Origin of the sequence: Aquamicrobium sp. LC103, from assembly GCF_001014615.2 — a bacterium.
Lineage (GTDB): Bacteria > Pseudomonadota > Alphaproteobacteria > Rhizobiales > Rhizobiaceae > LBCQ02.
This window is the reverse complement of record NZ_LBCQ02000003.1, coordinates 26,548-45,168: the sequence shown is the minus strand read 5'-3', so window position 1 is coordinate 45,168 and position 18,621 is coordinate 26,548. Positions and strand designations below refer to the sequence as shown.

The 18,621-nt window shown below is 58.8% G+C and carries 27 protein-coding genes and 1 tRNA gene; 17 read left to right on the top strand and 11 right to left on the bottom strand.

What is annotated here, in order from left to right:
• Window positions 1-207: 207 nt before the first annotated feature.
• The 3 genes from XW59_RS06555 to XW59_RS06545 all read right to left on the bottom strand — a co-directional run bounded on the left by XW59_RS06555 (window position 208) and on the right by XW59_RS06545 (window position 1,438).
• Window positions 208-390: a hypothetical protein gene (locus XW59_RS06555; protein ID WP_047144274.1), complete on the bottom strand. Its 183-nt coding sequence runs from the start codon at window positions 388-390 to the stop codon at window positions 208-210.
• A complete protein-coding gene (locus XW59_RS06550) occupies window positions 387-707 on the bottom strand; it encodes a DUF4236 domain-containing protein (protein ID WP_170990104.1) in 321 nt (106 codons plus the stop codon). Before XW59_RS06550 ends, XW59_RS06555 begins: the two co-directional genes overlap by 4 nt.
• 284 nt (window positions 708-991) lie before the next feature.
• Window positions 992-1,438 carry a hypothetical protein gene (locus XW59_RS06545; RefSeq protein WP_052958023.1) on the bottom strand — a complete coding sequence of 149 codons (447 nt, stop codon included), beginning with the start codon at window positions 1,436-1,438 and terminating at the stop codon, window positions 992-994.
• Between the two features lie 322 nt (window positions 1,439-1,760).
• Here XW59_RS06545 and XW59_RS06535 point away from each other — a divergent pair, with 322 nt between their 5' ends.
• The 6 genes from XW59_RS06535 to XW59_RS06515 all read left to right on the top strand — a co-directional run bounded on the left by XW59_RS06535 (window position 1,761) and on the right by XW59_RS06515 (window position 5,740).
• Window positions 1,761-3,173: a ParB/RepB/Spo0J family partition protein gene (locus XW59_RS06535; RefSeq protein ID WP_137326989.1), complete on the top strand. Its 1,413-nt coding sequence runs from the start codon at window positions 1,761-1,763 to the stop codon at window positions 3,171-3,173.
• Window positions 3,170-3,481 (top strand): hypothetical protein, encoded by a 312-nt coding sequence (locus tag XW59_RS06530; protein WP_047144276.1) that lies wholly within the window; start codon window positions 3,170-3,172, stop codon window positions 3,479-3,481. Before XW59_RS06535 ends, XW59_RS06530 begins: the two co-directional genes overlap by 4 nt.
• Window positions 3,478-3,645 (top strand): hypothetical protein, encoded by a 168-nt coding sequence (locus XW59_RS29285; RefSeq protein WP_170990103.1) that lies wholly within the window; start codon window positions 3,478-3,480, stop codon window positions 3,643-3,645. The genes XW59_RS06530 and XW59_RS29285 overlap by 4 nt, the downstream gene beginning before the upstream one ends.
• 217 nt (window positions 3,646-3,862) lie before the next feature.
• Entirely contained in the window at window positions 3,863-4,252 is a 390-nt protein-coding gene (locus XW59_RS06525; RefSeq protein WP_052958025.1) for a hypothetical protein, read from the top strand.
• 129 nt (window positions 4,253-4,381) lie between these two features.
• The gene (locus tag XW59_RS06520; protein WP_047144277.1) at window positions 4,382-5,161 is read left to right on the top strand and encodes a DUF5131 family protein; all 780 of its coding nucleotides are present in this window, start codon (window positions 4,382-4,384) and stop codon (window positions 5,159-5,161) included.
• Between the two features lie 15 nt (window positions 5,162-5,176).
• A complete protein-coding gene (locus tag XW59_RS06515) occupies window positions 5,177-5,740 on the top strand; it encodes a hypothetical protein (protein WP_052958026.1) in 564 nt (187 codons plus the stop codon).
• Window positions 5,741-5,787: 47 nt separating this feature from the next.
• Here the strand turns inward: XW59_RS06515 and XW59_RS06510 are convergent, their stop codons facing one another.
• The 3 genes from XW59_RS06510 to XW59_RS06500 form a co-directional block, all read right to left on the bottom strand.
• Window positions 5,788-6,603 carry an HNH endonuclease gene (locus XW59_RS06510; RefSeq protein WP_047144278.1) on the bottom strand — a complete coding sequence of 272 codons (816 nt, stop codon included), beginning with the start codon at window positions 6,601-6,603 and terminating at the stop codon, window positions 5,788-5,790.
• 86 nt (window positions 6,604-6,689) lie between these two features.
• Window positions 6,690-6,917 (bottom strand): hypothetical protein, encoded by a 228-nt coding sequence (locus XW59_RS06505; RefSeq protein ID WP_047144279.1) that lies wholly within the window; start codon window positions 6,915-6,917, stop codon window positions 6,690-6,692.
• A gap of 57 nt (window positions 6,918-6,974) precedes the next feature.
• Window positions 6,975-7,226, bottom strand: a complete 252-nt coding sequence (locus tag XW59_RS06500) for a DUF982 domain-containing protein (RefSeq protein WP_047144280.1) — start codon at window positions 7,224-7,226, stop codon at window positions 6,975-6,977.
• Between the two features lie 170 nt (window positions 7,227-7,396).
• Between XW59_RS06500 and XW59_RS06495 the strand changes: the two genes are divergently transcribed.
• Genes XW59_RS06495 through XW59_RS06485 form a run of 3 tightly spaced genes read left to right on the top strand, consistent with a single transcriptional unit; the run spans window position 7,397 to window position 9,380 of the window.
• Complete coding sequence (locus XW59_RS06495; protein ID WP_047144281.1) at window positions 7,397-8,074, top strand: hypothetical protein; 678 nt, start codon at window positions 7,397-7,399, stop codon at window positions 8,072-8,074.
• On the top strand, window positions 8,074-8,631 hold the full coding sequence (locus tag XW59_RS06490) for a hypothetical protein (protein ID WP_047144282.1): 558 nt from the start codon (window positions 8,074-8,076) through the stop codon (window positions 8,629-8,631). Before XW59_RS06495 ends, XW59_RS06490 begins: the two co-directional genes overlap by 1 nt.
• A complete protein-coding gene (locus tag XW59_RS06485; protein WP_136068022.1) occupies window positions 8,628-9,380 on the top strand; it encodes a hypothetical protein in 753 nt (250 codons plus the stop codon). The genes XW59_RS06490 and XW59_RS06485 overlap by 4 nt, the downstream gene beginning before the upstream one ends.
• 26 nt (window positions 9,381-9,406) lie before the next feature.
• Here XW59_RS06485 and XW59_RS06480 read toward each other — a convergent pair whose 3' ends face one another.
• Together XW59_RS06480 and XW59_RS06475 are read right to left on the bottom strand one after the other, a co-directional pair.
• Entirely contained in the window at window positions 9,407-9,691 is a 285-nt protein-coding gene (locus XW59_RS06480) for a DUF982 domain-containing protein (protein ID WP_047144283.1), read from the bottom strand.
• Between the two features lie 27 nt (window positions 9,692-9,718).
• Window positions 9,719-10,123 (bottom strand): DUF982 domain-containing protein, encoded by a 405-nt coding sequence (locus tag XW59_RS06475; protein WP_348639297.1) that lies wholly within the window; start codon window positions 10,121-10,123, stop codon window positions 9,719-9,721.
• A 23-nt stretch (window positions 10,124-10,146) separates the two neighbouring features.
• Here XW59_RS06475 and XW59_RS06470 point away from each other — a divergent pair, with 23 nt between their 5' ends.
• The 7 genes from XW59_RS06470 to XW59_RS06440 all read left to right on the top strand — a co-directional run bounded on the left by XW59_RS06470 (window position 10,147) and on the right by XW59_RS06440 (window position 15,221).
• Window positions 10,147-11,586, top strand: a complete 1,440-nt coding sequence (locus tag XW59_RS06470; RefSeq protein WP_047144284.1) for a DnaB-like helicase C-terminal domain-containing protein — start codon at window positions 10,147-10,149, stop codon at window positions 11,584-11,586.
• 592 nt (window positions 11,587-12,178) lie between these two features.
• Window positions 12,179-12,559, top strand: coding sequence for a hypothetical protein (locus XW59_RS06465; protein ID WP_047144285.1), 381 nt, complete (start codon window positions 12,179-12,181; stop codon window positions 12,557-12,559).
• A gap of 268 nt (window positions 12,560-12,827) precedes the next feature.
• The gene (locus XW59_RS06460) at window positions 12,828-13,016 is read left to right on the top strand and encodes a hypothetical protein (protein WP_136068024.1); all 189 of its coding nucleotides are present in this window, start codon (window positions 12,828-12,830) and stop codon (window positions 13,014-13,016) included.
• Window positions 13,013-13,435 (top strand): hypothetical protein, encoded by a 423-nt coding sequence (locus XW59_RS06455; protein ID WP_047144286.1) that lies wholly within the window; start codon window positions 13,013-13,015, stop codon window positions 13,433-13,435. Before XW59_RS06460 ends, XW59_RS06455 begins: the two co-directional genes overlap by 4 nt.
• A 25-nt stretch (window positions 13,436-13,460) precedes the next feature.
• A complete protein-coding gene (locus tag XW59_RS06450; protein WP_047144549.1) occupies window positions 13,461-14,024 on the top strand; it encodes a hypothetical protein in 564 nt (187 codons plus the stop codon).
• Between the two features lie 5 nt (window positions 14,025-14,029).
• Window positions 14,030-14,107: transfer RNA gene (locus XW59_RS06445), tRNA-Met, on the top strand.
• Window positions 14,108-14,294: 187 nt separating this feature from the next.
• A complete protein-coding gene (locus tag XW59_RS06440) occupies window positions 14,295-15,221 on the top strand; it encodes a manganese catalase family protein (protein ID WP_047144287.1) in 927 nt (308 codons plus the stop codon).
• A gap of 92 nt (window positions 15,222-15,313) precedes the next feature.
• On the opposite strand, the gene XW59_RS06435 is transcribed toward XW59_RS06440, so the two are convergent.
• Entirely contained in the window at window positions 15,314-15,520 is a 207-nt protein-coding gene (locus XW59_RS06435; RefSeq protein ID WP_136068026.1) for a hypothetical protein, read from the bottom strand.
• Between the two features lie 268 nt (window positions 15,521-15,788).
• Between XW59_RS06435 and XW59_RS06430 the strand changes: the two genes are divergently transcribed.
• Entirely contained in the window at window positions 15,789-17,249 is a 1,461-nt protein-coding gene (locus XW59_RS06430) for a hypothetical protein (RefSeq protein WP_047144289.1), read from the top strand.
• 176 nt (window positions 17,250-17,425) lie between these two features.
• Here XW59_RS06430 and XW59_RS06425 read toward each other — a convergent pair whose 3' ends face one another.
• A complete protein-coding gene (locus tag XW59_RS06425; RefSeq protein WP_052958030.1) occupies window positions 17,426-17,740 on the bottom strand; it encodes a hypothetical protein in 315 nt (104 codons plus the stop codon).
• A 295-nt stretch (window positions 17,741-18,035) separates the two neighbouring features.
• The gene (locus XW59_RS06420) at window positions 18,036-18,368 is read right to left on the bottom strand and encodes a hypothetical protein (RefSeq protein WP_047144291.1); all 333 of its coding nucleotides are present in this window, start codon (window positions 18,366-18,368) and stop codon (window positions 18,036-18,038) included.
• Window positions 18,369-18,621 lie beyond the last annotated feature (253 nt).

Here is an 18,621-nt window from a genome sequence, read left to right as displayed (position 1 = left end):
TTGCCCCCTAGGCCTAATCACTTCCCTTTCAGCCCCGCCGCTTCCATGTGGCATGGCAGCGGTTTCGATCCACGCCGCAGCCTTCGGCTGGATTTCCAGTTCACCGTCGAGCCATGCACCAATCAGCGACACGTCGCACTCAAATACCCGGGCTAGCATATCTGGCGACCAACGGATCAGGGAGGCTCTCGTCAAGCCGGTCCGGGGTCATGCGCTTCCCGCCACCTCACTGCCCTCATCCATTTCGTCCAGCATCTCCAGATAACCCGTCCCGATCAGCCAATCCCGCAACGCTGCAGCAGCAGCATCCTCAAGTGACCTGCCGTTCTCGTTTGCGAATCGCCGCAGCGCCAGGCGCTCATCAGTGGAGAGTTCGATGGTGATGGTCATGCCATCGCGCCAATCGCTATGACTGCAATGGTAAGCAGGAACAGCGCTGCGGCCAATGAGAGCATGATCCTTGCGCTTGTGGTTGGTGGCGCCGGCGAGGCTGTGATTTTCTCGGAAGCCCTGCGGCGCGGTGGCGCGATCTGCTCGCTTACGTGGATGCCTGAGCCAGGTATGCCGGCGCTGACATGCTTTCGCCCATTCGCATTAACCGTATAGCCCAAGCCTTTCGGCCCGATCCGCGCCGATGCACCTCGATGCGTAACGTTCAGCCGAACACCGGGCGCGATTTTCAATGTGCGGCGGAACTTAAACGCCATTCCCCAGCCCTCCCAAGATTCCCCGCACCGATTTAAACGGCACTTAGCGAAATCCACAAGCAGGAATATGTTCCTCATTCGTTCTTGACTTATGGTGTCAGGAACGTTTTCCTATTGCGAGCATTGCCAAGGGTTTGGGAACGGCGGGATGGCGATAAAATATGTGCCGCGCTATGGGTCGCGGAATGAGGAAATCATTGCTGAGCTCCGGCAAGTCGCAGGTGCGGCCGCGCCACTGGATCCCAAGACTGTCGTAAAGCGAAAGACGGCCGAAATCGCGGTGGCTATGGCGCTTTTACACGGGGGCGATTGGCGGATTCAGATTGATCACGACGCTGGCTTTGTGATGGTTGTTCGTCGTTAGCGAGCTGAAAGCCCTCGATCGCAGCTAGTAGAACCTTGATGTTTGCTGTCGTAAGACCGTCGATGCGCCCGAGCAATTTGCGAATCTCCTTCGGGTCGCTCACCTTCTGAGTGGAGGGGGGGCTTTCATTCGCCGGCGCAGATGTTTGACCAGCCTCGCCGTAAAGGTACCAACCGGCTGTGCGCCCAAACACCTCCGCATATTTCTCAGCCGCCTTGCGGGAGATGGGGCGGTGACCATTGGCGTTGCTGATCATGAGGTCTTGGCTAATGCCAAGTGCGCGCTGGTTCGCACGCCACGCCTCGGTGGGCTTTGTGTAGCCGGCCTCACGAATTGCCTGCATCAATCGGTGCTTTGGTTCAGTCATTCGTACACAATGGCCGATTTGTGTCGTTCAAGGTGTACGATTTAAGCTTGACTGTCAGTCGTACGTAATGTACGAAAACCCGCATGACACGCGAACCAGCTTCCATTTCAGCCTTAATAGATACCTGGCCGACCATTGCCGAGTTCGCCTCGGAAGTTGGGTGTGGGTACGAGGCAGCACGGCAGATGAGGCGCCGCGAGAGCATCGCTCCAGAGCATTGGGCTGCGGTCGTCGTCTCGTGCGAACGCCGCGAGATCGAGGGTGTTACATTCGAATGGCTAGCTCGCCAGCGGACTAAGGCGACCGCTTCCGGAGAAGCCGCATGATCTCCTACGACTCCATCAAGTCGGGGGAGGTGGCGGCGCCGGTGAGCGAAGCTGTCCGCGATCTCGATATCGATCTCTCCGAGATCAAGCTTGACCAATCGGCGCAGCCACGCGAGAGCCTGAACAACGACCGCATCGCGGAATACGCCGAAGCCATGAAGGCCGGCGATCAGTTCCCGCCTCTGACGGTCTTTCATGACAGTGATACCTACTGGCTGGCCGATGGCTTCCATCGGCACTACGCGGCGCAGCACGCCGGCCGGAAGCATGCCCGCTGCAATGTCCGCCAGGGCGGCTTGCGAGACGCGATCCTCTGGAGCGTCGGCGCCAATGCGAAGCATGGGCTGGCGCGGTCGGACGAGGATAAAAAGCGCGCCGTCATGCGCCTGCTCGATGATGCTGAGTGGTCTACTTGGGCCGACCGCGACATAGCCAAGCGCTGCCTCGTCTCGCATCCGTTCGTCGCCAAAATCCGGAAGGCTCATGCCGGTCTCACTGGAAACGTTACCAGTGAGAGAACCTACACGACCAAGCACGGCACAGTCGCCACCATGAAGACGGCCGGCATCAACGCCAGTCGCACTCAATTCCAAGCGAAAGCCTCCGAGGACAACGGCAGCATCACCGGCGGGGCCGGCACTGTGACGGGAGAGGCGAGTAGGCTCGCATCCGGGCGAACGGATGCAGGGGAGGCGACTTCGGTCGACCTCCCCACCGATTCCGCCGACGCGATCGAACGTGCATGGAAGCACGGATACCTGATCGGCTTCGGTTCCAGCGCAGAAGGATGGAACGGCGAGTATCCATTCCAAGGCGACGATATCGCGCTCAACAGCGACCCCCGATGGGTTGAGTGCCGCGACCTCGCGTTCGACGCGCACCGCCACGATCTTCTCAAATCCTCCGACGGCATGGCGTCCGGTTCGGAGCACCCCAGCGCCATTCGCAACGGGCCAGACATGGAGCAAGACGATGTAGACCGCAGCGCATTGCGCGCCAGCAGCGCCGTGGAAGTCGGCGCAACCAATTCGCCCGATGGGGCAACAGTTTCGGCCAGCAGTGGCCGTCCGGAGGGCAGTGAGCGGTTGCAGGTACTTCGCGAGCCCACAAACGCGGCAGAACCTGACGGGTGCGATCCCGAGAACAGCGCAGATGACGGATGGGATGTTGAAGCCGCTGGTGGAGCAGCGTCCGTCATCACCAATTCGCCGTCCTCCCAAGCGGCGGACCGCGCCCCGGAGGTATCCCCCCCAGCCTCCGAGGCATCCATTCTCAAGACGTTGAGCAAGGCTGATCAGATTCGCCGGCTCCGTCCTCATTGTCAGCATCCTGGTTCTGATCTCTGCGGCGGTTCTGGCAGGTCACACTGCCACGTCTGCAAGAAGGCGATGGAAGGGGAGGCGGCATGAACTCGCTGGTCGCCACTGCAGCAGAGATCATCCGCACCGATCCAGCGCTCGCCGCCGAGATCGCTCGGCAGATGGCGCCGAAGCCGGCCGGCGGGCTCACCCATCGCCAGCGTGAAGTTCTGGAGTTCATCCGGGCCTACTGCTCTGCACATGGCGTAACGCCCTCCTACAGCGAGATCGCGGCCGCGCTTGGCATAGCTTCGAAGGCAAGCATTGCGCGCCTTATCGGAGGGCTGGTGGAGCGCGGGTTTATCGATCGCATCCCGCATCGGCCGCGATCGATTGTCATTCGCGAGGTGGCGGCATGACGATCATCGCATTCCTCACGGGGCTGGTTCTAGGTGGGCTCACCGTAGGGTGGGCAGCGAGCCAGCAAATCCGTGAAGTCAAGGCTGAGGCGCTTCGGCTTATCTCCGCCAAGCATTCCATTGACCTCTCTGTAGAAGACGCCGCGCGGCAAGTAGAGGTCTGATGCGAACGGGTCGTTGTCATTCGAGGGTTTCGGTCTGGTCGCCCTGGGGCAACCAGCCGTTTCAAACAGATCAAGCTGCACAGGCTGAGGTTGGCGCTTCGAACTGTGCATTCGTGATCCCTTTCCTTCCGTTTTCTATCAGGCCTTTCCTGACCGGCACTCAGAACCAAGCCGGTCAGTCCCTTGACGCTCACGAGAGTGCCAAAGGGGATTTGTCATGCGTAACAAAAATCGCGGAACGGACGACATCATGCATGTGACGCGTATCGATGATCCGATCTGGCTTGGTGAGGAAGCCAAGCGCATGTCCACGGAGCTTCTTCGCAAGGAGCACCGCGGCCCGGGCGACACCATCGAGGCGGCAGCTCACCGCCTCCAAACGAAGCACCGCGTGGATGCTTCGATAATCCTACAGGGCTGGCAGCGTCCCGCTCGCGAAATGAAGGTTTCGCGGTGGATGTCGGTTTTCAAAGCCTACTGGGCCGAGTTCGGCGCCCAGCAGGCAGCAGCTTACGAGGAAAAACGAAATGGCACTTCGGCCCATCCGGCATTGGTTGGCCTCGCGGATTTTATCGCTGGGCGATCTGCTCAGCCGAGTGGGGACTAGGCGGGCGCTCTACGCGGTGACCGCCGTCGCCTCTCTCCTATTCCTGGCTTCGGTTGTGTTCGGAGCTGATGAGTTCACCGGCCTGAGCGGAAGGCCACAGGTTCAACGGGCAACGGCGGGAAGCTGGTGATGGCCGAAAACAGCAAGATCGAATGGACTGACCATACGTTCAATCCGTGGATTGGATGCACAAAGGTCTCGCCCGCATGTGACGGCTGCTACGCCGAAAACCTCATGGCAAACCGCTATGGCCGGGTCCGGTGGGGCGCGGGCGAATGTCGCCAGCGCACCGGCGCCGCGAACTGGCGCAAGCCCATCGCCTGGAACGAGGAGGCGGCAGGCAAAGCCGAGCCGACATTCGTGTTCTGCGCATCGCTGGCAGACGTCTTCGACAACGAGGTCGACGAGAGGTGGCGCTACGACCTCATGAACCTGATCGAGACGACGCCGCACCTGACCTGGCTCCTGCTGACCAAGCGCATCGGCAACGTGATCAAGATGACGGACCCGCTGCGTGGTTGCCGGATGCTGCCGAGGAACGCCGCAATCGGCGCGACCCTTCCGAACCAGTTTGAATACGACCGCGACCGCATGAAGCTTTGGGAGGTGAAAGAACGGCTGGAGCCGGCATTCACCTTCGGCAGCTTCGAGCCAATGCTTGGTCCGGTCATCCTCGACAAGCACGCGCCGGATTGGATCATAACCGGCGGCGAAACCGATCAGGGGCCGCACAAGGCTCGCGAAGCTGACCCGGCGTGGTTCCGGTCACTGATGCGCCAGTCGGGCAAACTCGGCCGCGCATTTTTCATGAAGCAGATGGCACGCAAAGCGCCGATCCCCGACGACCTACTCGTTCGGCAATGGCCCGTCGTCAATTCCCCATCCATCCAGCGCGCCACGGCGTGGTGACCAGAGGAGATCAGCATGAGCGAAGTTGGACATAACAGCGAACTGACACCTGCCGAGCGCGCCGCCCTGCGCATGCACCATGTGCGCAAGCTGCTCGAAATTGCGGATCGCATGAAGCCGATCCTCGAGGAACGGAAGTCGGCGCGCGCGTTGGCGAAGGCCGAGGGCTTCAAGCTGTCAGAAATCGACGCCGCGATCAGGCTGGCGACGATGGACGATACCGACATCTTCGTAGCCGAGATCAAGGAACTGATCGAGATCGCGAAGGCGTTCAACGCGCTGCCGCCGGGCGAGCAGGGTGATCTGTTCCCGGACCCGAGGCCGCTCGACGAGAAAGCATTCGACGAGGGCAAGGTCGCCGGCCTCAAGGGCATGAACCCGCAGCCGCCCTATGACGCAGGCAGTCAGTCCGGGCAAGCGTGGCTCCGTGGCTGGCACGAAGGCCAACGCATCATGCGCGAGGAACTGCAGTCGGCCATGGAGAAGGTGAATGCCGGATCCAAAGATGGCGATGAGCTGATCCAGGGCGCGGACGCTGATCCAGTCGAAGACCCATTCCCAACGGATGAGGCCGCTTAGGTGCTTCAGACCTTCGCTGCGGAACGCCCGATATGAGCAGTAACGTTTCACCCATCCTCCGGCTCGATCTCCTTCATCTTTGCAAGGAGGGCAGTGTTGTATTCTTTGCCGTCGGCGCCGTGATGGACTCGCCTGTGGCAAGTCTCGCACACGCCAATGACGAAGCGGGGATCGTCAGGGCCGCCGTCGCTCACTCTCCTGATGTGGTGTGGTTCGAGGTAGGGCGTTCCATCGACGCGTTTGAAGGAAGCGTCCTTCCCGCAACCTTCACAACAACCCTTGGCACGGGCAAGAACATAGTTCCGAACATCCTTGCTGCGTTCGTAGATCGTCCGCGCGGCGGTTCCTGCCTTTTCCGCAGGGACGCTGATGGCCGCGTATGCGCGGGCGCGGAGCGTCGCCAGGTCGAGCTTTACAATCGGGCCTTCATCTTCAACCGACGTGGAGATGGCATCGATCGGCCGAAGGAAGAAGATAATACCATCGCGAAAATTCTTCTTGCTGTCGCGGATGCGACGCCACTCGTAGCCTTCGCATACCATTTCGCCATCATAGCGGATGAGACCTCCGCTAATTTTGGTGAACATCAGCAACTGCTTGCCATTCTTCGAATGATCTCGGATTTCGAGATTGCCGTTCGTGAAGGTCTGGTCGCCTACTTGGCCTTCTCCACAATATTCGAAGACGCCGTCATCGCGCCATCGATCTTCGTACCCGGCCTGCTCTCCGGCTTTGCCGGTTACAAAGAATATCGTGAATCCGTTGGCAGCGTAGGAAATCCCAGACTGCTGGTTTCCACCGAGGATCGGGTGAACCTCGTTCCGCCGATTGTAAACGCGGCCGATCTCAAAACCCCAGGACATAGCGTGCTCCCCTTTGTTGCCCGGAAAGCAGCAAAGCAGGCCAGAGCTACTGCTTCGTTAAGGAGCGCCGCATGAACTCGCAGTCGTCAATCTTCATCCATGATTGGATAAAGCTCAAGGTCTTGGGGCGTCCGACCTGCCTGGAGACGCTTCAGGTCCGTCTCACCGACTTCGTACATGTTCCCATCGACAATGACACGCGCGGTCATGCCGTGCCGGTGAAAGAGCTTGCTGCTGATGAACACTCTCTCCAAGTGGGCCGCGACGGCCTTGCGTTGGGCAAGCTGCTTCTTGACGATGGCCCTTTTGGTCATGACCGAACTCCTCCCCGGAACCGAGATAAACGGGCAGGCAGGGGATTCGGTTGCAAATCAGCAGGCGAGAATATCGGCTTCTTTCGCGGCCTTCGTGAACGCCTTTCGCGCGGTCTCCGGCGGTTCGCTTCCGCCCAGCACCTTCATGCAGGTCATGCGAGCTTCCATCCGCGCACCGGTCTCGCCGATGGGCCAGTCGTACATCAGCATCTCGGCTGCCTGAAGTGTAGAGTAGACGTCGAGCTCCCTCGCGCCGATCTCCACGCGAACGGGCTTGTCGAAATCTCCTGCGTCTATGAGGTCGTCCATAACAACACCTCCTTTTTCAATGACTTACGCGGAGGTGCGCCACTTGGTTTCGTCACGAATGACGGGGCGGCATCATTAAAAGTGACCGAGACGCGGCGGCTGATGGCGGTCGTGTGGGCCATTGCGCTTCTTGGGATGGCAGTGTTTGTCGCTGTGATCGGAGGTGCGGGATGACGGCATCTGCACGCGGCCTATTCCGAGCCACTGGCAAGCAGTCGAAGCCTGTCGCCGCAATGATGCTCGACGGCACGATCGCCAAGGTCGAGTATCTCGAACGGGAGAAGGACGAGTTCTACCCAACACCGCCTGAGCCCACTCGAGCCTTCCTCCATGCCGAGATCGACCGGCTGCGTGACTTCGGCACGGTCTGGGAGCCGGCGGCTGGTGACGGCGCCATGGTGCGCGAGTTGGAATCGCTCGGGCTCCGCGTCGTCGCCTCTGATCTCGTCGACCGTGGATGCGGTGCCAAAATTCGTAGCTTCTACGACTGGAGCTGTCCCGTCGCCGGAGCCATCGTCACGAATCCTCCCTTCGCGGAATGCGGATGGGGCAATGGCAAGGCCCGTTGGTTGAAGCATGCGCTGAACATCCTCGATGTCGAGTACATGGCCCTGCTGCTCAACTGGACATGGCCCGGAGCCGGTGGTCTCGCTCCGTTCTGGGCAGAGCATCCCGCGGCTCGTGTGTACCTCATGCGCTGGAAGATCGATTTCACCGGCCAGGGTGCGCCGCCGATGCTCAATGGTTGGTTTGTCTGGGACAAGTCGCACCGCGGCGAAACCGTTCTTCGCATGTTGGATCGGAAAGACGCGCGACAGGGCGAACTCTTCGGCGGGGAGGCAGCATAATGGCTCTCATCCTCGGTCTCGACATCGCTACGACTACCGGTTTCGCCTGGTACGACGACAAAGCCAGCCTGTCGGCCGTCAAAACCGGCCTCATCAAGGCGCAAGGTGACAACGCCGAAGAAAAGGCGGCATCGCTGGCACAGCAGCTCGTGAAGATGTTCCGCGAGGGCAAGCCCGACTTCGTCGCGATCGAACAGCCTATGCGCAACGTTGTGTCGTTCAAGAAGAAGCGGCAGGACCTGGGCGGCGAGGTTGAAGAACAGACGATCAATCCGAATGCCTTGCAGCTTTCGAGCCTATCGGGAGCTGCGGTCGCGATCATCTCTGCGTATCGAGTGCCATGGGAGACGATACCGTCTGCGACGTGGCGCAAGGCGTTCCTAGGCATGGGCAGGTCGCCGGGATTCGATCGCGCGACTTGGAAGAAGGCAGCCGTGGAGCGTTGTCGCGCGCTCAAGATCGAGGTCCGCAGCGCTGACGCTGCGGAGGCCGTCGGGGTGGCGATCAGCGCAGCGAGCTCTCAGACATTTAAGATGCTTTCTAGGAACGCGGCATGATCGAACTGCAGCAAGGCCAGTGTTTCGGAGCGTGGACTGTTATCCGCTTCTCCCACATGGAGAGCGGCAACCGTCCGAAGTACCTATGCCGATGCCGTTGCGGCGTCGAAAAAACCGTCTTCTCTCGATCGCTACGTGAAGGAACGTCGAATAGTTGCGGGTGCGTAGCCAAGCCGGTCTGGTCGGAGGCAACTCGCCGAGCCAAGCTGAAACACGGTCACACGACTGATCGGTCCTATTCCCCCGAATATGCGGCCTGGATGGGGATGAAAGCCCGCTGCTACAACCCGAGCGAAGCCTGCTTCCCACGGTACGGCGGGCGCGGCATCGTCGTGTGCGACGAATGGCGGGGCAGTTTCGAGGTGTTCTTGGCTGACATGGGAGCGAAGCCAACTAGGGCTCATTCGATTGAGCGCAAGGACGTGAATGGTAACTACACTCCTGACAACTGCTGTTGGGAGACGCAGAAGCGGCAACAGCGCAACCGGCGAAATTCGCTGATCATCACTGCGTTCGGGCTCAACGTCCAAATCAATGACTTCTGCGAAGCAGTCGATGACGACCGACAACTGATCCGCACGAGGATCCAAAGGGGATGGTCGCAGGAGGGTGCGATCCTTCGCCCTTGCGGCAACAATCACGGCGATCATTCCGGAAGGCTGCCCGTCAACCTGAATAAACTGATCGCCTTCGTCGGGGCAGCCACCCAGACGTTCAAGCAGATGCTCAATCAGGCGAGGGCGGCATGACGACCGCCCTCATCTTTGCTGTCGAACTAGACGTGGCTTGGCCGTGTGTTGGCAGTGCCAGGCGGCATCTCCCCGTCTTCCATCAGAATGTCCTTCTTCCGTGCAAAAGCGACAAAGACGCCTCTCGCCGTTTCGGCATCGACTTCACCAGCCAACGCGGCCTTGCAGGCGCGGATAGCGGCTTTCTGTTCCGGGCTGTTGCCGCACCAATTCATCATGAATTGGTAAGCGTCAGCGACGGTGTTGAGTTGACGGGGAAATCCAAGCCCGACCCATACGCGGATTGGCTTTTCGAAAGGCTTTGCAAGCATCGTAGCCTCCCTCGATCTCAATCAAAATCAAGCGGGAATGCCGCCTTGGCCGGGCTTAGGCGCCGTCATCCAAGGCAGCGGTGTCGTGACTTCCTCGAAGATGTTGGCCGACTTCGCGAAGGTCGCGAAAGCTTCCCGCGCGCCCGAGAGCGAGAAATCACCCTCAAAGGCTCTCTGGCAAGCTTTCATTGCCGTCTCATATATCGGGCCACGTCTGGATTTCGGCCATTCGTAGAGGAATTCAAGCGCGTCTTCGAGGCATGCAATCTCCTCGATAAGGCTTCTCCCGTTCTTCACGAATACGGGTTTGTCGAACATCCGATCGTTCATCAGATCCTCCAGGTAGAACGAATTTTGGCGTTTCGGAACAGGGCGAAGCCACGCATGGCATCGGCCCCACGAGAATATGTGGTCGGAAATTTTCTTGATCAAGATGGATTTGGGGAGATGGCCGAATGAACGCCTATAGCCGAGACATTCGCCCCGCCCTTCCCGACGCCATCGAGGCCGAGCAGGCCTTGCTAGGCGCGATTCTGATCAACAACGACGCCTACTGGCGTGTGGCCGGCTTTCTCAAGCCTATGCACTTCTCGGAGAAGCTGCACGAGACGATCTACGAGACGGCCGGCACGATGATCGCGCAGGGCCGTTCAGCAAACCCAATCACAATGAAAGCCTACCTTCCTGCCGATCAGGTCATAGGCGACATCACTGTTGCGCAGTACCTCGCCCGGCTATGCACTGAAGCGGTCAACATCGTCGGCGCATATGACTACGGCAGGGCCATCATCGAGGTATGGGCGCGGCGGCAGCTCATATCGGTGGCGCAAGACTTGGACGAACTGTCGCGCTCCATGCCGGTCGACATGAGCCCGGAGAAAATCATCAATGAAGTGTCGGGCCGGCTTACCCAGATCGCTCAGGAGGGAAATGAGCGGGCCGGATCGGTCAAGTATGGCGTCCTCCTGCCGAGCGCCATCGACAAGGCTGCCAAGGCGGGCGACGACGCATCGTCGCGCATCCCGTGGTTCCTGCCGGAGATCACGACTGCCCTGGGCGATATCCGCCGCGGCAACCTGATCGGGCTCATGTCGGATTCGGGCGGCGGCAAGACCTCCTTCAGCCTCCAACAGTGCCGCTATGCCGCCTCGCTCGGCTTCAAGTCTGCGTTCTTCTCGATCGAGGTAACAGACGAGGAAGCCGCGCTCCAGGCTGCAGCTCAGCAGTCACATATCAGCCTCGGCCGGATTGACGCCTTCACACTCAACACCAAGGAGAAGGATGACCTCGAGCGCGAGATGATGGCGTCGACCGATTTACCGTTCTTCATCGTCGGCTTCGGTGAGTGTTCATTGTCGGATATCCGCGTGAAGGCCGAGGCGATGGTGAAGAGCCAAGGCCTGGACCTGATCGTCATCGACCACGCCAAGATGATCAGTTTGCCGAACCCAAAAGACATCTTCGCGGATCGGATCAACGCCCTCTATCGCGGACTCAAGGCGTTGGCGAAATCGCTCAACGTCGCGATCGTCATCCTCATTCAGAGGAACGATGACTGGAAACAGCGCTGGAAAGCTGGCGGCTCCATCCGGCCAATGATGGGCGACGCTTACGGCGGCTCAGGCGTTAAGCAGAACCTCGACGTTTGGTTCAGCCTGTACCGGCCGGAGCCGCTTTACAAAGAGCTGATCCCGCAAGCCCAGAAGCAGGAAAAGCGTGACGAGCTGATACAAAAGTACGACCGGTCACGCGGTACCGCCTGGGTCATCAATCACAAGCGCCGCCGCGGTGAACCGGGCCAGTCACCCGAGATCGGCTTTGAGGCGGAATTCACCATGTTCAAGTCGCTCGGCGCGGAAATGCCGCCGGCCTTTGAAGGATTCGAGAACTTCTGATGACCAAAGCTATGACATGCTGTGAAGCTGGATGTACGCGCCCTGTAAAGTGCCGAAACCTTTGCAATGCCCACTACCAGCAAGCGCTCAAAGCTGGACGGAAGACAGACGGACCGGGAACCAACCATGGCGCGCCACTTCTGTTTATCGAGGAGGTAGCTCGACGATGGGATCGTGACGAATGTCTCCTGTGGCCTTTCTCGACATCTGATAGCGGCTACGCCTTAGTATGGCTGGAAGGCCGGATGACGCGCGTCTCCCGCATTCTTTGCAGTGAAGAGCATGGACCGGCACCGTCAGACAGGCATGAAGCAGCACACGGTTGCGGAAAGGGGCATCGGGGATGCATCAACCGCCATCATCTTCGTTGGGCAACCCCTTCGGAGAACCAAGCTGATCGCATCAGACACGGAACCTCAAACCGAGGCGCTCGCCACGGGTTATCAAAGCTCTCCACCAATGATGTTCGCAGGATACGCGAGTTGGCGCGGACCCGGACTCGAACGGCCATAGCTGACGAGTTTGGATTGTCGGTTTCGACCGTCTGCGGGATTGTCAACGGTAAGTCTTGGGCGTGGCTGGAGGGTTCGGCATGTCGATGACTGATCCGAAGTCATTCTTGCCCGACTATAGTGCGCTGAACATCAGTGGGCGCTATCGCCCAGCCTTTAAGCTCTTCGCTGGAGAAAACTGGCGGTTCGTCCGCAAGGACGGCAAGCCCGTCGAGTGCGACACTGCTGGCCAGGCGATCGAGGCTGCGAAGGAGTGCGTCAAGCGCATCCTGAACCCGGAAATTCGGGCTGAGCAAATCGAGGCGCCGGTGAATGATGCGCTGGCCGACGAGGTACAGGCGTTCCTCGCTCGGCGGGAGCAGGAAGTCGCCGAGGAGCGCGCGAAGTTCGGCGCCATGTCCACGGTGTTCACGCGGAGTGGGAAGCAGGTGCCGGTTGAGGTAAAGAGGAGGCGGGCGTGAGACGTCCTCACAAATCCTGGCTGGCATCGGATGACTCCGAAGAATGGGCGGCGGCGATGGTCGCTTGTCAGAGCGGAGCACCGTGGGAGTGCAGTGAGCGGGGCGAATGCCAAAATGGCGGCGACTGCTTTACGAGCGATAGTGAAGGAGCGTGTGCAGCTTGGCGGATGATCCAAAATCTCAAGACGGAAAACGAGGTCACGCAGAAGCACCTTGATAGAGCTGTCCGGTTCCTCCGGTACGGTACCGATCGGGAGCGAGACCCACTATGAAACCTCTCAGTCTACACTGTATCGCTTGCGGCAAGGGCAAGCTGATCACCGTAGACAGCCGGCCGTGCCATGGCGGTATCCGTCGGCGCAAGGAATGCACGCGCTGCGGTTATCGCGTCACCACGATTGAAAAGGTCGTGGGCGAGATCAGACAGCGCAGGAAGCGCGTGCGGGAGGTGGCATGACCAAGCCAAAGGGCCAACTCGATGCGCTTCTCGACGGTCTCGGCATCAAGTTGGTGCCGATCTATCGCCGGCGTGCGGCGGCGCAAAGCCATGCCCGCGGCACCATGCACGAAATACGGAACCAATACGGTGATGGCCATCTGCTGTTCGTTCTGCGCTGTATTCGCCAGACTAAGAATAATCGAGACGAGCTCTGGAGCGAAACTATCGGTGCGGTATCCGACATCGTCATCCAGCGGCCTGATTGGGCCGAGCGCGCATCAGAACTGCTCGACGCCTTTGACCAGATCCCTCTTGGCGTCATGCGCGGCAAAGCCGTCCACCGCCGTCCCTGGCCCGTGCGCGCAACCTTGCGCGCTCTGATCTACGAACGCCTCGAAGCCATCCTTGACGAACCGGAGCAGCGTCTTGCCGTCTGAAATCGACTACGAATACGAGGCCGCAATGGCTGACCTGATCACCATTGTGAAGGCGCGCTTCATCGAGGCGGCCGACACCATCGCGCACATGGATGTCGGGCGCCTGAAGCCTTCACGTGAGCGGTCTCTGTGGCCGGCCTATCTGACGGAAAACGTTGGAGGCCATCATCCCGGCTACGGCATCAACGGGAACTACGTGCCCTATCGGCCGTCGAGCAAAACCATATCCAGAGCCGAAGAGGTGATGTACGGTTGGCTCCTCCGCCACGTCGCGAATGACGAGAGCAGGATGCTCGTAGGCAAGTGGGCTGCATGCCAGGCAACGCCGAAGCGGGTAGGCTCGTTTCGCGATTTCTGCAAGAAAAACGGAATTTCCCGTAGTACGGCAGATAGACGTGTAGCCGATGCGTTCAAAGCGGTTGCGGCTGCAATTCTCAAAAACGCTCAATCGTTACAAGGCCCTAACTGGTCGAGGGTGATGCCAATGATGCCAAATCAGCGTATTGATTTGGGCAAGATGGCGACAGTCACATCGTGGATGGCAGACGACGCCAAGCCGGTCGCATTCTGCGGTGAGGAGGCGGCTTAGAATTTTGCCGGTGTGGAGAAGGGGTCTATCTCGCCACGCTCATAACGTGGAGATCGCGGGTTCAAATCCCGCCACCGCAACCAGATCAGTCCGGCGGTGCTCGGCGCCGTGAAGGCTTGGGGATGTTCCCAGCCGTTCTGGACTGGCGTCATTGGGCGGCCTAAATCCCCTCCGACTATTTTCCCGGTCCAGCCAAAACATTTTGCTGATGGTAGGCGGAACATTCGATGGTGCGTGCTGTTCGGTCAGTTTCTCGAAGGGAGACTGGCTATGTTTTTGCGCGTCGACAAACTTCAGATCGAATTACCATCCCCCGCTAGGCAAGATGTCAACGCCGCCGCCGCGCTTCAGGAGTTGCTGGGTGGAAAGTACGGAGAGATGTCAACACTTGGGAACTATCTCTTTCAAAGTTTCAATTTCCGGTCGAAGAGCAAGCTGAGACCGTTCTACAGTTTGGTAGCGGCGATCACGGCCGAAGAGCTTGGCCATGTTGAGCTGGTTAGCAACGGAGTTGCTATGCTTGCCAATGGCCCTGACGAGCCCGACGGGGATATGGTCGGACCGACCGACATCACCGATGCTCCCTTTGACATGATGAAGGATGCCAGGCTCGCTGCCGGTTTCCTATCTCATGGCGGCGGTGCCGTGCCGATCGATTCGAACGGACTGAGCTGGAACAAAGATTTCGTGACGACGACCGGCAACGTCATCTTCGACCTCCTCCATAATTTCCATCTCGAATGCGGGGCCCGTTTGCATAAGTTACGGGTCTACGAGACGTTAACTGATCCCACTGGCCGGGAAGTCTGCGGTTACCTGCTGGTACGAGGATCTGTGCATGCTCACTCTTATGCTCTCGCGTTGAAGAAGATTACAGGCGTTGAGATCGAGAAAATGCTCCCGACGCCTAACATCCCCCTGGCAAACATCCCCGAAAGCCAGAAGTACCTCGAGGAAGGTTCGCACCGCCGTCTCTACACTTTCAGCCCTGACGACTATCGAGAGATATCCGGAATCTGGGGCAACGGAGAAGTGGCTCTCCCGGACGATCCTCCGGGGGAGTTGGAGGTTGTCGAGGGCCTGCCTGACGGCGGCAAGATCCAGGAGCTGGTTGGTGAGCCCTCCGCCTTCACTCCGGACTATGCTCCGGAGGAGATGTTTGAGATCGCAACCAAGCTGTATAAGGCTTCGCGGTGATCACGCTCTAGGGAGAGGGTCGGGCTAGGCCACCTCGTGATCGATCGGGCTAGACGGAAAAGCCTCAGTGGCTTTCTCGTTTAGTGTCCGGACTATGTCGGGTCTCCGATGGCGTCACCTTCGCACATTTCCATGTATTGGGTCAGGGCCTCCATGATGGTCTGCGCTCCCTGACGTGACATGAGGTAATCCACGCGACCGCCTTCGCTGATCAATCCGAGCAGACAGACAAGTTCGCCATCTTCGGCCTTGAGGACGTCCAAGTTCACACCCGAGAGGAATTGCGGTTCGTCAGGCATTGGTGCCTCCATAGGGTCGCGCCAAGGAAATGCCGCCGAGAGGAAGGGAATAGAAACTCCCGGCGGCCAATAAGCTCCCCGCCTCTCAGCACAGAGGCAGATTAACCTTTGCTAATGAAGATAGTTCCTTTGTGTAATGTGACGGTCGCATTACCGCTAGCGGTGGCAAGAGTTCGAACTTCGAGGGTAATAGTTTCAAATTATAGTGATTAATATGCGGATTGAGTTTGGTCACACCTGCTGACCTGACGTCATTAAGGAGAGCTAAATGGTGGCGCTAAGCGAACACTATGTCGACCTGAGGGATTGGCTCATTCCCACCGGGGCGCCAGGTTCAGATGTCCAAAACAACGCTGCCATGGTGGAACTACGCGCTTACCTGATTGCGAACCCTGGAAAGACCGTGGTTGGTCACAAGGGTGATATCTACAAGATCTCCGGTACCACCCAATACATTTGGCCGGCAGGGACGAGATTTTGCATTGATGGCGGCCGCTTCCAATGGAACGGTGACTACGGAGGAGGGGCGAGCAACCTTTTTGTGTTCAGTTCAGGGTGCTCTGTCGAGGGGCTGGAAATTGAAATTCTTGCAGGTTCGGCATTTCGGCGGCTTGTCGATTTCTTGGGCAATTGCGACGTCTCTGATCTCTATGTCCATGCTGAGCAGCAGATCGGCAACTCGGGTTCGGCGCCTCTACTCGATTATGCGGTGCGGTTTTATTACGACAGCAATCGCGTCAGGCGTGCTCGCGCGAAGAACATCGATTTCGCATTCTTTGCGTATGGCGGTGCCGACGCAATGCCCGGCATCGGAAACAGATTCGATGGCGTGGAAGTGGAGAGCTATGTCAATGGCTTCACGCTTCGAAATCTGACAGATGTCCGCAATATTGGATTTCGCTCCAAAACCCGTTCGCTCAACGCTACGCAAGATCCTGGTCACAACGGCCTCTTACACGGTGCCGTTCAGGACTACACGCTAACTGATTTCAAGGTTAGGGATGCCGGTGAGCACGGGGTCCGTTTCGGAGGGGCACGGGGCGCCGAGCAACACTCCCGATCACTCACGATCACTGGTGGCACGATCGAACGATCGGGTCAGTCTGGTCTCAAATTCTTCAATGGCGCTGCCGGCCAGCGATTTACGGACGTAAATGCTTCGGCCATCAACGTGATCGATTGCCAGTATGAGCCCGAGAATCCGACGGAACTGCCGGGCTTCAATGATGAAGGGTTCCTACTTCAACAGATTCAGAATGGCACGTTCACTGGACTTTCCTCCACACGTGCAGCGAATCCGACGGGGTTCGGCAGCGATTGCAGTGTGATTATAACCACGTCCAGCAATGTACTTGTTGATGGCCTCCTTGGTGGAAACCCAAGAAGGAATCTCATCCGCATTCAGGAGTTCGATGACGCATTCGGAACCGGTCACGTTGAAAGGCTGTCCAGCAATGTCATCACGATCAAGGGCGCAGTTGGCTACGGCATTGGCCAAGATGGTGTGTACCTCGATCACCCGACACAACCGATGCGTGACTTCGACGTCGACGCCGATATGATCGGCTCGGGCGCGGCCGGCTTTTACGCTCTAAATGGCTCTGCATCTGCCGCGCGGTACATGCAACCGGTCTTGCTTCGGGTGAAGCAGCGGAATTTTGCCGCTGGTCTCCACGGCCTACCAACGGGCGGTAACCCAAATCTAAAGATCGTAGACCTCTTCGCCTAGTGGCGAGGTGAGAATCTAGTGCCCGACCACGTGCTCCGGCTTCAGGAAAGGATCCGAAAACTTGGTGCTTACTACCTCTCGACCATAAACCGAGGTGCGTCTTCGCCTTCACCGGGTTATCGCCGGATTGTGAATCGAGCAGCCAGATCAGACCGGCGGATGGACGAGAAGGCCCGTCAACTGAGGAATGGCTTCCCTTGCCCGCTAATGTCGCTCCAGCCAGTGAGCATCTGCTTTACCCACTTGATGAGTTCGAGGCGATCGAGCGCAGGGCTGTCGGTGTCCTCGCGAGTTGCGCTGTAGGCGTCTTCTAGTCGCTTAAGGAAACGGGCCTGAAAGGTTGGGTCGCCTTCCTGAAGCGTCTGAACAATGCATGTGGCGAGTATGGCAACGCCCCGCTTTGCGTCATGGATCTGCTCGTCGATGGTGCCCCGGTCGACTTCGGGGTTTTCGTCAGGAACGGTTGAAGGGTAGACTGCGCGGATCGTCACGAACGGTTGATCGTGGGGCGCTGCCGGAAGCCCTCCCGGAGCGCGGAGACCTCAATATCGCAGCGTGGAGGGAGGGCGACTTAGTATCGGCTCTTGATGTGCTCCGCGAAAGGGGAAACCCAGCCAGAATACCCAAGAGCACCAAGAGAGATTAGGGCGTGGCTTGGTATCTCGGCGCGGGCAATGCTCTTCCATCCCCACCAGCGCTTCTCCTGAAGCACCTGGTATCCTTCCCAGGTGCGACGGCTGCGATACTCACGAACTCTGAGGCGGCGGGTGCCTGACATCTCCTTCATCATCCCACCCCAGTCTCTGGCATTTGCTTCAGCGCCGAAGCGGGGGGCTTCACGGGTCCATGCCAAGTGACGAGAACCTCCTCGTGCCGCGAGCCAGTACGGATGCCAAGGTAGATAGTGTGCCAAGGCTGCACGACCTGCGGTTCAAAGTTCTTCACCTCGAACTGACGATCGCCATCTCGCGCGTCGGCAAAGTGGCATACCGCACCGTCTTCGAAGGAGGACAGCCCGCTATAGTATTCCACGCGCACGACAGCCACTTCTACGTTGCCGTCCCCGTCATCAAAAGTTGCCCAATAGAGACCGGGCTTCGTCGGATGCTTACGTGTCATGTCCTTGCCTCCGTATCCGTCTACGGTTATAGATGTAACCGTTAACGCTTATGCTGTCAATAACCGTTAACGGTTATTTTTGCAGGAGGCCTTTTTGACTCAGTTACCGATAACGGATAATGCTCCGCGAATGGGGCGACCACCACTGAACAGAGATTCCGAGACGAAGATGACGGGCGTTCGGCTGACCGAAGAGGTTCGCCAGCGCATTGAAGCTCTCGTTGGACCGAACCGCATGGCCGCCTTCATTCGA

Excerpts from the sequence above, each read along its gene's own strand:
- XW59_RS06555 (WP_047144274.1), bottom strand. The coding sequence starts at position 390 with ATGACCATCACCATCGAACTCTCCACTGATGAGCGCCTGGCGCTGCGG.
- XW59_RS06550 (WP_170990104.1), bottom strand. The coding sequence starts at position 707 with ATGGCGTTTAAGTTCCGCCGCACATTGAAAATCGCGCCCGGTGTTCGG.
- XW59_RS06545 (WP_052958023.1), bottom strand. The coding sequence starts at position 1,438 with ATGACTGAACCAAAGCACCGATTGATGCAGGCAATTCGTGAGGCCGGC.
- XW59_RS06535 (WP_137326989.1), top strand. The coding sequence starts at position 1,761 with ATGATCTCCTACGACTCCATCAAGTCGGGGGAGGTGGCGGCGCCGGTG.
- XW59_RS06530 (WP_047144276.1), top strand. The coding sequence starts at position 3,170 with ATGAACTCGCTGGTCGCCACTGCAGCAGAGATCATCCGCACCGATCCA.
- XW59_RS29285 (WP_170990103.1), top strand. The coding sequence starts at position 3,478 with ATGACGATCATCGCATTCCTCACGGGGCTGGTTCTAGGTGGGCTCACC.
- XW59_RS06525 (WP_052958025.1), top strand. The coding sequence starts at position 3,863 with ATGCGTAACAAAAATCGCGGAACGGACGACATCATGCATGTGACGCGT.
- XW59_RS06520 (WP_047144277.1), top strand. The coding sequence starts at position 4,382 with ATGGCCGAAAACAGCAAGATCGAATGGACTGACCATACGTTCAATCCG.
- XW59_RS06515 (WP_052958026.1), top strand. The coding sequence starts at position 5,177 with ATGAGCGAAGTTGGACATAACAGCGAACTGACACCTGCCGAGCGCGCC.
- XW59_RS06510 (WP_047144278.1), bottom strand. The coding sequence starts at position 6,603 with ATGTCCTGGGGTTTTGAGATCGGCCGCGTTTACAATCGGCGGAACGAG.
- XW59_RS06505 (WP_047144279.1), bottom strand. The coding sequence starts at position 6,917 with ATGACCAAAAGGGCCATCGTCAAGAAGCAGCTTGCCCAACGCAAGGCC.
- XW59_RS06500 (WP_047144280.1), bottom strand. The coding sequence starts at position 7,226 with ATGGACGACCTCATAGACGCAGGAGATTTCGACAAGCCCGTTCGCGTG.
- XW59_RS06495 (WP_047144281.1), top strand. The coding sequence starts at position 7,397 with ATGACGGCATCTGCACGCGGCCTATTCCGAGCCACTGGCAAGCAGTCG.
- XW59_RS06490 (WP_047144282.1), top strand. The coding sequence starts at position 8,074 with ATGGCTCTCATCCTCGGTCTCGACATCGCTACGACTACCGGTTTCGCC.
- XW59_RS06485 (WP_136068022.1), top strand. The coding sequence starts at position 8,628 with ATGATCGAACTGCAGCAAGGCCAGTGTTTCGGAGCGTGGACTGTTATC.
- XW59_RS06480 (WP_047144283.1), bottom strand. The coding sequence starts at position 9,691 with ATGCTTGCAAAGCCTTTCGAAAAGCCAATCCGCGTATGGGTCGGGCTT.
- XW59_RS06470 (WP_047144284.1), top strand. The coding sequence starts at position 10,147 with ATGAACGCCTATAGCCGAGACATTCGCCCCGCCCTTCCCGACGCCATC.
- XW59_RS06465 (WP_047144285.1), top strand. The coding sequence starts at position 12,179 with ATGTCGATGACTGATCCGAAGTCATTCTTGCCCGACTATAGTGCGCTG.
- XW59_RS06460 (WP_136068024.1), top strand. The coding sequence starts at position 12,828 with ATGAAACCTCTCAGTCTACACTGTATCGCTTGCGGCAAGGGCAAGCTG.
- XW59_RS06455 (WP_047144286.1), top strand. The coding sequence starts at position 13,013 with ATGACCAAGCCAAAGGGCCAACTCGATGCGCTTCTCGACGGTCTCGGC.
- XW59_RS06450 (WP_047144549.1), top strand. The coding sequence starts at position 13,461 with ATGGCTGACCTGATCACCATTGTGAAGGCGCGCTTCATCGAGGCGGCC.
- XW59_RS06440 (WP_047144287.1), top strand. The coding sequence starts at position 14,295 with ATGTTTTTGCGCGTCGACAAACTTCAGATCGAATTACCATCCCCCGCT.
- XW59_RS06435 (WP_136068026.1), bottom strand. The coding sequence starts at position 15,520 with ATGCCTGACGAACCGCAATTCCTCTCGGGTGTGAACTTGGACGTCCTC.
- XW59_RS06430 (WP_047144289.1), top strand. The coding sequence starts at position 15,789 with ATGGTGGCGCTAAGCGAACACTATGTCGACCTGAGGGATTGGCTCATT.
- XW59_RS06420 (WP_047144291.1), bottom strand. The coding sequence starts at position 18,368 with ATGACACGTAAGCATCCGACGAAGCCCGGTCTCTATTGGGCAACTTTT.